The sequence below is a fragment of the Micromonospora sp. M51 genome (assembly GCF_018070305.1).
In the GTDB taxonomy this organism is placed as follows: Bacteria; Actinomycetota; Actinomycetes; order Mycobacteriales; family Micromonosporaceae; genus Micromonospora; species Micromonospora parva.
Genome location: NZ_JAGPXZ010001196.1, coordinates 1 through 1,169, shown reverse-complemented (window position 1 = coordinate 1,169; position 1,169 = coordinate 1). Strand labels below are relative to the sequence as shown.

Annotated in this window: 1 protein-coding gene; it reads left to right on the top strand. The window is 74.6% G+C overall.

The genetic code is table 11. From position 1 onward, the window contains the following. A partial coding sequence (locus KBX53_RS33625) for a chorismate-binding protein (RefSeq protein WP_210863883.1) occupies positions 1-1,169 on the top strand: 1,169 nt, incomplete at both ends.

Genomic DNA, 1,169 nt, shown 5'->3' with positions numbered 1-1,169 from the left:
CCGCTGCGGGCCGCGTTGGCCGCACGGCGCCGGCTGCTGGTCGGCGAGCGCGGCGCGTACTGGACGTTCGTGGTGCACACCGGCACCCGCACGCTGGTCGGCGCCAGCCCGGAGCGGCACGTCAGCGTCGACGACGGGCTGGTGATGATGAACCCGATCAGCGGCACCTTCCGCTGCCCGGGCGGCGTCGCGGACCGGACGGCCCTGCTGCGTTTCCTCGCCGACCCGAAGGAGGTCGAGGAGCTGTACATGGTGCTCGACGAGGAGCTGAAGATGATGGCCACCGTCGCCGAACACGGTGGGCAGGTGATCGGGCCGTACCTGAAGGAGATGTCGCACCTGGCGCACACCGAGTACCTGCTCGCCGGGCGGGGCACCCGGGACGTGCGGGAGGTGCTGCGCGAGACGATGTTCGCCCCCACCGTGACGGGCAGCCCGATCGAGAACGCCTGCCGGGTGATCGCCCGGCACGAGCGCCGGGGTCGGGGCTACTACGGCGGTGTGCTGGCGTTGCTCGGTCACGACGAGGCCGGCCGGCAGACGCTCGATGCCCCGATCCTGATCCGGACCGCCGAGATCTCCCCCACCGGCCGACTGCGGGTGCCGGTCGGCGCGACCCTGGTCCGGCACTCGACGACGGCCGGCGAGGTGGCCGAGACGCACGCCAAGGCCGCCGGTGTGCTGGCCGCGCTCGGCCTCGGTCCGGCGGCGTCCGTCGGCGACCGCGGGCCGGTCGCGCGGCTGGCCGACGACCCGGCGGTACGCGACGCGCTGGCCGCGCGTAACGCACCGCTGGCGCGGTTCTGGCTGGACCAGCGGTCACCGGACGCGCCCGGACTGCCCGCACTGGTCGGCCGCCGGGCGTTGATCGTGGACGCCGAGGACACCTTCACCGCCATGCTGGCCCACCAGCTGAGCGCGTTGGGCCTCGCGGTGACCACCCGGCCGTGGCACGCGAGCGGCCCGGTCGACGACTACGACCTGGTGGTGGCCGGTCCCGGGCCGGGTGACCCGGGCAGCGCGGACGCGCCGAAGATGGTGGCGCTGCGCTCGCTGCTGACCGGGCTGCTGGCAACCGGTCGTCCCACCCTCGCGGTCTGTCTCGGCCATCAGGTGCTGGCCGGGCTGCTGGGGCTGACGCTGCACCGCCGGGAGGCGCCCTACCAGGG